Below are 8,616 nucleotides of genomic sequence, written 5' to 3' on the forward strand. Positions count from 1 at the left end.
GCCCCTAGTATTTATTTACTAGGGGCTTTTTTATTCCTCAACTCAAACACAACTTAATAAAATGAAATTGGTACAATTTCTAAGTCTAGCTGATAAAAGCAAATTTTTAACCCTAACTGGTGCTGCCATTAAGCGAGGGAGGAGTTCAAGTAAATTGTTGTCAGCCTTTGTGCAATCTATTCTGCAGTCATAAGCTCTGTTATCACTAATAATACCCTGTTCTAATGTTCGTTATTTAGTTAAATAATATGATTAATTGCTTGATAAAGTTTATGTTTAATAAAGCTTACAGCAATTCTATATAGTTAAATGGTCTTGATAAACTAATAAGCAATGCAATACACTAGAAAAAACATAATAATAAATAAGTGTTATTTATAATTTAACCACTAATGCACTAGGAAACAATAATGTCAGATCTTCGTCAACAAGCACTTGATTACCATTCTTTACCAACGCCAGGAAAAATTAGCGTAGCATTAACTACGGCAGCGGAAACGAGTGAAGATTTATCACTAGCTTATAGTCCAGGAGTTGCAGAGCCAGTAAGAGCAATAGCAGATAATCCTGACGATGTTTATAAATACACTGCAAAGGGAAATACTGTCGCTGTTATCACTAATGGCACTGCCATTTTAGGCTTAGGCAATTTAGGTGCAATGGCATCAAAGCCAGTGATGGAAGGTAAGTCATTATTATTTAAACGTTTTGCTAATATTGACTCTTTTGATATTGAAGTAAAACATAAAACGGTTGAAGAGTTTGTTAATACGGTAGCGAATATTGCTGATACCTTTGGTGGTATTAACCTCGAAGATATTAAGGCACCAGAATGTTTTGCTATTGAAAAAGCATTAATTGAGCGTTGTAAAATTCCTGTGTTTCATGATGATCAGCATGGCACTGCTATTGTAACTGCAGCAGGCATGATGAATGCTTTGGATATTCAAGGTAAAGATATCAATCAAGCAAATATTGTCTGTTTAGGTGCTGGTGCTGCCGCGATTGCTTGTATGGAATTGTTGATTAAGTGTGGTGCACAACGAGAAAAAATTTATATGTTAGACACTAAGGGTGTTATACATTCGCGCCGTGATGATTTAAATGAGTATAAAAAGCTATTTGCTAATAACACTGACAAACGTACTTTAGAAGATGCTATTACTGGTGCTGATGTATTTGTTGGTGTTTCTGGTCCTAATTTATTATCACAAGAGCAAGTTAAATTAATGGCACCTAAACCTGTTATTTTTGCTTGTTCAAATCCTGATCCTGAAATTAAACCTGAAGATGCACTCGCTGCTAGAGAGGATCTGATCATTGCTACGGGGCGAAGTGATTATCCAAACCAAGTAAACAATGTTCTATGCTTTCCATTCATTTTCCGTGGTGCGTTAGATGTTCGTGCTCGTACTATTAATGATGAAATGAAAATTGCCGCTGTACATGCTATTCGTACGTTGGCGAAAGAACCTGTTCCTAATGAAGTGTTAATTGCGAGTGGTGAAAAAGAATTAAGTTTTGGTAAAGATTATATTATTCCAAAACCAATGGATTCACGTTTGTTAGCGACTGTTGCTAGAGCTGTCGCACAAGCGGCGATTGATTCTGGTGTCGCTGCTTTACCTATGCCAAAAAATTATATGCTTTAATTCATCTGGCCTTTAATTAAGAGGGGGGGGAGATATAAATTATATCTCCCCCCTTTTTTTTAAGAAAAACAATCATGACTGCTTTAATAAGGGCAGTTAGTTAGCAATTTTATGTGTTTGGCAATTTATAGGTTGCTGTAAGATAGTTAACATTGGTTGTTCATTCAAAAACTGCACTTGATATAAATACTGGTAATCATCTTCTGTTAATGGTGCTATTTTTTGTTGGGCTAAAAAGCCTGCTAAGACGGGGGTAGTATTACTATGGCCAACAATAAGGGCATTCATTTTATCTTGTTGTAATTGGTTAGATAGTTTCTTTAAATCATTTGGGTTGTAATTTTTGATTGTTAGTTGCTGTAATCTAGCTGTCGGCGCTGCAGTTTGCATCGTTCTTTGATATTTTGTGCTATATATTGCAGATATGTTGGTTTTCGCTAAGATTTTAGCTAATTGGTGAGCACGTTGATTACCACATTCACTTAAATTTGGATCTGCAGACTTATCCAATTTCTCTGCGTGTCGCACTAGATAAATACTATAATTCTCAGCAACAACACTGAAGCAGCTAAATAATATTAAGCTTGTCATAAAAAACATTTTATTAGTCATTGCCATTTCTTACGAGATTAATTTTTGTGTGTTATTTTCAATAATCTAGATCACTAGTTACTTAATAGACAGCGATAAGTTACATAACTCAATTTATAAGCTATGTAACTACAGTAATTACCCATTTAGTAAATGGATTAAAATAATCTATTTAATCCATTTAATGCTGCAACACGAAATGCTTCAGCCATTGTTGGGTAGTTAAAGGTTGTATTTACGAAATACTCAATAGTATTACCACCATTGGTTTGTTGCATGATCGCTTGACCAATGTGAATGATTTCAGCAGCATTTTCCCCAAAGCAATGTATACCTAAGATTTCTTTAGTTTCACGATGAAAAAGAATTTTTAAAGAGCCAACTAGGCTATTGGTGATCTGTGCTCTAGCTAAATGCTTGAATTGTGCTCTACCAACTTCATAAGGTATTTTAGCTTCCGTTAACTCTTGCTCGGTTTTACCAACGGAGCTGATTTCAGGAATGGTATAAATACCTGTAGGAATATCAGCTATTAACATCGCTGTGCTTTGATGATCAATCATAGCCGATGCTGCTAATCTACCTTGATCGTAAGCAGCACTAGCTAAACTTGGGTAACCAATAACATCACCAACAGCATAAATATTATCTACGTGTGTTTGATATTTGTTATTTACTTTTAATTGTCCACGTCCATCTACTTTTAAGCCGGCATTCTCTAATTTTAAATCAGCCGTGTTGCCTGTACGGCCATTAGCAAATAACAGGCAATCAGCTCGCATTTTTTTACCTGATTCTAAATATACAATGACGGATTGCTCTGTGGTTTCAACACGCTTTATTTGTTCACCATGCCTAATAACTACACCGTTATTCCATAAGTGATAACTTAAAGCATCAGATATTTCATCATCTAAGAAGGATAAGAGTCGTTCACGTGTGTTAATTAAATCTACTTTTACACTCAGGCCACGAAAAATTGATGCGTATTCACTACCTATAACACCAGCCCCATAGATAATTATAGAACGAGGCTCATGTTTAAGTGAAAGAATAGTATCTGAGTCATACACTCGTGGATGATTAAAATCAATATCATCAGGTCTGTAAGGATGTGAGCCGGTAGCAATGACAATTTTTTCTGCGTTAATCTTTTCTATTGAACCATCTTTTTTTATAACTTGGATGGTATTAGTATCAATGAAAGAAGCATCACCAGTGATTAGTTCAACTTGGTTACGATCATAAAAACCACTGCGGAGTTGTACTTGTTTACTTATAACTGAAGAGGCATGATTTAAGATTTCTGCACAGGTTAAACGCTTCGCTTTATTGTGGCCACGAAATAATGGGCTAGCATTATACTCTGTTAATCGACTAACGCTTTGACGTAATGCTTTAGAAGGTATTGTACCCCAGTGAGTACAGCCACCACCAACGTCTTTATAACGTTCAATAATAGCGACCTTTCTATTTTTTTTGGAAAGTTCCATTGCGGCACCTTCGCCACCAGGACCCGTACCGATAATGATTACATCATAATCAAATGTTTTTTCACTCGTTGATTTCGTTGTATTAGCTTTAGCCAAAAGATTTTCCTCAAACCCTGATTATATTCCTTATGAAAATATTAGCAGGATTTAGGGAAAATGGTAATCAATTGATTTGTATTTTATTGATTATTATGTGAGTTTTGCAGTGAGGCTGTGCCAATTCTTTTGTTGTTCAATCAATTTAATTTTCAATTCTTTATATTGTTTCATCAATTCAGACTTTTCAACATCTGCTAATACTTGCTCACGCTTTTCTGTTAGCAGTGTTTTTCGTACTTGATAATAATCATTGAGTTTACTAATCAATAAGTCATATTCTTGTTGAAGGTGTAAAATAGCTTGCTCCGCATTAGGTAATCGAGTTAATTTGTCTTTGCTACGTTTTAGGGTCATAGCTAGACGCATCTTTTCAATTTTATCTTCTGGGCTTGTGCGTAATTTTGTCGTCAACCCTAACCACTGACAACTTTTAATTAGCCATTTTGTGGGGTCGAATTGCCACCAACGAATACCATTTCGGTAATCATTTTCAAATATATGATGATAATTATGATAGCCTTCGCCAAAGGTAAGTAATGCTAACAAACCATTATCTCTTGCAGTGTTTTTATCAGTATAAGTCTGTTTTCCCCAAATATGGGCTAACGAATTAATAAAAAATGTCGTGTGATGACTTAACACTAATCGTAGGAAGCCAACTAATAGAATACTATTAAGAATATCTCCGTGCCATAAACCAAATGCGATTGGCACGCCAAGGTTCATCATAATAGTCAGTAATAAATAATGCTTATGTTGCCACATTACTATTTTGTCTTTTTGTAGATCTCGAACATTATTGTAATCACTATAACGATGAGCTTGATACTCTCGGCACATCCATCCTATATGTGAATACCAAAAGCCTTTTTTGGCTGAATAAGGGTCTTTATCATTGTTATCGACATGTTTGTGATGAACTCTATGATCTGAAGACCAATGTAAGATACTATTTTGTAATGCAAATGCGCCGCCTAAAGCAAAAATGAAACGTAAACTTGAATGTGCTTGGTAGGTTTTGTGTGACCATAAACGATGATAACCAGCGGTGATTGACATACCACAATAAATAAAACAGATTAAAGCAAATACTAATTCTGTATTGTCAAAGCCTGTGGTCATGGCTCTATAAGGAACTGCAATTATAGCGACTAAAAAGGTGACTATAAAAATAACGACGTTGAGCCATACAATCTGGGGTTTTTTCATTTTATCTCGCTGTTCTTAACTAATATTTCATATGAATTTAAGTGTACACGTGTACGCTATTGTTATAGTTTAGCGTACACGTTGAACCAGTCAAGTCTAATTAATATATTTTTACTCGGGTTAGTAAACTGATATTATGCGTTTGTTATAATATGCTCACCTAGAATACTTTATAAAGAGGAAAGCCATGAGTGGTATTCGTGCCCAGCAAAAAGAAAAAACACGTAGGTTGTTGATTGATGCCGCTTTAAATCAATTAAGTGCTGAGCGTAGTTTTTCCAGTTTAAGTTTAAGGGAAGTAGCAAAAGAGGCCGGTCTTGCACCAACTTCATTTTATCGACATTTTAGTGATATGGATGAACTTGGCTTAACATTAGTAGATGAGGCAGGTTTAACATTAAGGCAGTTAATGCGCCAAGCCCGCCAACGTATTGCGAAAGGTGGCTCAGTTATCCAAATATCTGTTGAGACATTTATGGAGCTAATAGAAAGTAACGGTAATGTTTTTCGATTATTACTAAGAGAACGCTCAGGTACTTCAGCGGCTTTTCGAGCCGCGGTAATTCGGGAAATTCGTTATTTCACCATGGAACTTTGTGATTATTTACAACACGCAAAGAATTTAGATACAGAAGTTGCTTATATGCAAGCTAATGCAGCGGTCACTATCGTTTTTAGTGCAGGTTCCGATGCATTAGATATGGACGATAAATCAGAAAGAGCGCAATTATCGAAACAGACTATTCAACAACTTCGATTTATTGCTCGTGGTGCTGCTGAACTTAGTGATAGACGTAAAATATCAAAAAAAACAAATAAATAACTAAGTTCGCAACAGATGAAATTTTGTTTCAACCCTTTTGAGTTTGAAAGGTCACTTCCTTAAACTATTTTCTTGTTAACACCATACCTACTTCAATATGTGAGGTATAGGGAAATTGATCAAACAAAGCAAATTTCTCAATGGTGTGTGTTTTCGTTAAGTCAATTAAGTTTTCTTTTAATGTATTAGGGTTGCAAGAAATATATATAATCGTATTAAAACGGCTTACGAGCTCAACACTGTCTTTGTCGAGTCCTGCACGAGGTGGATCAACTAATACTGTATCGTAATTGTATGTGGTTAAATCGAATCCTTCTAGGCGTCTGAATTTACGTTCACCGTTCATGGCTTGACTAAACTCTTCACTCGACATACGCACAATATTTATATTATCAATATTATTAGCTGTTATATTTACCTGTGCGGATTTTACCGAAGTTTTTGATATTTCAGTACCTAAAACACGTGCAAAATTTTGCGCTAAGGCAATACTAAAATTTCCATTACCACAGTAAAGCTCTATTAAATCTCCACCAGCGTTGACTGTCGCTTTTTGAGCCCATAGCAGCATTTGTTCATTTACACTCCCGTTTGGTTGGGTAAAACTATTTTCAACTTGTTGATAGATAAACTTCTTATCACCAACCCTTAAAGACTCCATCACATAATCTTTATCAAGGATGATTTTCTGTTTTTTCGCCCGACCAATTATATCGACGGGAGCTATTTTTGATAATTGAACTTTTAGCTCTGTTGCTGCTTTTTCCCAGGTAGGCTCTAAAGGTTTATGGTAAAGCATACTAATAAGGAGCTCACCACTTAACGTTGAAAGAAAGTCAACTTGGAATAGTTTGTACCGTAGCTCTTTAATATCTTTAATTGCAATTAATAAAGCTTTCATAGCCTGATTTATTAATTGACTGGCCACAGGAAAATCATCAACACGGAACTTTTCTTTAGTTTCACTGTTAAACATTATGTAATAGAGATCATCGCCCTGGTGCCAGACTCTAAACTCAGCACGTAAACGATAATTCAACGGCTTTGATGGAAATATTTCTGCAGAGGGGAGATTATTAAAGCAAGAAAATAGAGCGGTCATTTCTTGATTTTTCTCTGACAATTGCTGTTCATAATTATCGGGATGAATATGACTAAACATAAATGCTTACCTTATTGTTTACTTATTAGAGGCTACTGGTATGAGCTAGGATACTCAGTTATTTTGATAAACTTGAGTATTGAAGTGCGCAATTTTAGCGTGAGATTAGGTTTTGTCTAGTATAGAGTGAATATTTGTTTAGGTTTATCCCATTGTCGTTAGGAGAAATTTAATATCGTGCCTTTTAACTAAGAAAGATAAAAGTCATAAATCATATCAACAAAGCGATAGGGCAGTTATATCGAAGACAACAATTAAGTCGATTTTACGGTAATAAAAAACCCGATAGTAATCGGGTTTTAGTTTTAAGCTTTAATGCAGAGTTAACGCTATGAGGCTTAGTCCTTTGTTTCAACTTTTTCAGGACGCTCTTTTGCTTCTCTAACTTTTAAAGTACGTTGCTCAAATTCAGCATCATTTAATGCTGTAATTGCTTTTTCTAAATCACTTGCAGACATCTCTACAAAACCAAATCCTCTACGTTTACCGGTATGTTTGTCTTTCATCAATCTTACTGATTCGACATGACCGTATGTAGAAAACAGTTCTCTTACTGCTGTCTCATTGGCGCGATAAGGCAAATTACCAACATAGAGTGTTTTTAAATCGTTGGTATTATTTTCAGTATCAGATGAAACACTTGGGTTGTCTTTACTAGCAGGAGAGTTAATAAGTGAAGCAATAAGTAAACTGACAAAAACAAAGACAGCAATAAGTAAAGGTGTAACAGCTGATATATAACTAAAAACTAAAAAAGCAATAATAGCGAAAATGGCTGCTATAACTATTGCTGAGATATTCGGAGACTTCATAATGGATACCTAATTATTATTTTAATATTAATTTATAAGAACAAAATGTAAATTTACATTTCTATGTTACTCACCTTTTGTCATTGTGCAACTATATTAGTGTAAAAAACATTCAAGATAGCAATTAATAACGATAAATTGGATGAAATGAAAACATTTAGCTCGATTTATCTGCGAACAAGCAAAACTTTACAAAAAATCCTTGACCCTTTTTTAAAAATCTCTACAATGCGCTCCAGTTCCAAGGGGTTCAGGCAAAACGAATCATCAACGGGCTGTTTTAATAAGTTATCTACTTTCATTTAATGATAAATGGTTAACTTAACGTTTTAAAATGAAAGGTTTGAGAGTTTGCAAAAACTTTTAAAAATATCAAAATAAAATGTTGACATTAAAACTCGGGAGCGTATGATACGCATCCTGCTTCGGGGCAACAGCAACGAGCAACGCAGATTAAGTTAGACTTAACCTGCTCAGATGAAGAGCGAATGCGACTCTCATCTATATCGACTAACCTAGTTACTCGATATCTTCTTTAACAATTAGTTATCATGCAATTTGTGTGAATACTCACATTAACTTGTTTTTACATAGTTCTTCTTTCTTAGGAAAGCGGAACAAAAAAAACGCTTAATGAATGATGTTCATGCAAATAAATATAGTTACTTATTTCTAGCGAGATAGGTAGCGACTATGTAATGCGATATCAGCTTTGCTGGTATCACGACAGAATTCATTGAGCAGTAACACATCACTTTTACTTAGGTAATAATGG

At 34.9% G+C, this 8,616-nt stretch carries 7 protein-coding genes; 2 read left to right on the plus strand and 5 right to left on the minus strand.

The features are described from left to right. Positions 1-410 precede the first annotated feature (410 nt). Positions 411-1,652, plus strand: coding sequence for a malic enzyme-like NAD(P)-binding protein (locus KO509_RS09015; RefSeq protein ID WP_215972953.1), 1,242 nt, complete (start codon positions 411-413; stop codon positions 1,650-1,652). 96 nt (positions 1,653-1,748) lie between these two features. Here KO509_RS09015 and KO509_RS09020 read toward each other — a convergent pair whose 3' ends face one another. From KO509_RS09020 to KO509_RS09030, 3 genes are all read right to left on the minus strand, one after another. Next, on the minus strand, positions 1,749-2,264 hold the full coding sequence (locus tag KO509_RS09020) for a phosphoglycerate mutase family protein (RefSeq protein ID WP_252727467.1): 516 nt from the start codon (positions 2,262-2,264) through the stop codon (positions 1,749-1,751). 137 nt (positions 2,265-2,401) lie between these two features. Beyond that, complete coding sequence (gene sthA / locus KO509_RS09025; protein WP_215972954.1) at positions 2,402-3,832, minus strand: Si-specific NAD(P)(+) transhydrogenase; 1,431 nt, start codon at positions 3,830-3,832, stop codon at positions 2,402-2,404. A 93-nt stretch (positions 3,833-3,925) separates the two neighbouring features. Further along, a complete protein-coding gene (locus tag KO509_RS09030) occupies positions 3,926-5,044 on the minus strand; it encodes a fatty acid desaturase (RefSeq protein ID WP_215972955.1) in 1,119 nt (372 codons plus the stop codon). A gap of 187 nt (positions 5,045-5,231) precedes the next feature. On the opposite strand from KO509_RS09030, the gene fabR reads away from it, so the two are divergent. Then, positions 5,232-5,867, plus strand: coding sequence for an HTH-type transcriptional repressor FabR (gene fabR, locus KO509_RS09035; protein ID WP_215972956.1), 636 nt, complete (start codon positions 5,232-5,234; stop codon positions 5,865-5,867). Positions 5,868-5,931: 64 nt separating this feature from the next. Here the strand turns inward: fabR and trmA are convergent, their stop codons facing one another. Both trmA and KO509_RS09045 read right to left on the minus strand, forming a co-directional pair. Continuing rightward, positions 5,932-7,029, minus strand: a complete 1,098-nt coding sequence (trmA, locus tag KO509_RS09040; RefSeq protein ID WP_215972957.1) for a tRNA (uridine(54)-C5)-methyltransferase TrmA — start codon at positions 7,027-7,029, stop codon at positions 5,932-5,934. A gap of 338 nt (positions 7,030-7,367) precedes the next feature. Then, positions 7,368-7,841, minus strand: a complete 474-nt coding sequence (locus KO509_RS09045; RefSeq protein WP_215972958.1) for an RNA-binding protein — start codon at positions 7,839-7,841, stop codon at positions 7,368-7,370. Positions 7,842-8,616 lie beyond the last annotated feature (775 nt).

Origin of the sequence: Colwellia sp. C2M11 (genome assembly GCF_018860915.1) — a bacterium.
Lineage (GTDB): Bacteria > Pseudomonadota > Gammaproteobacteria > Enterobacterales > Alteromonadaceae > Colwellia.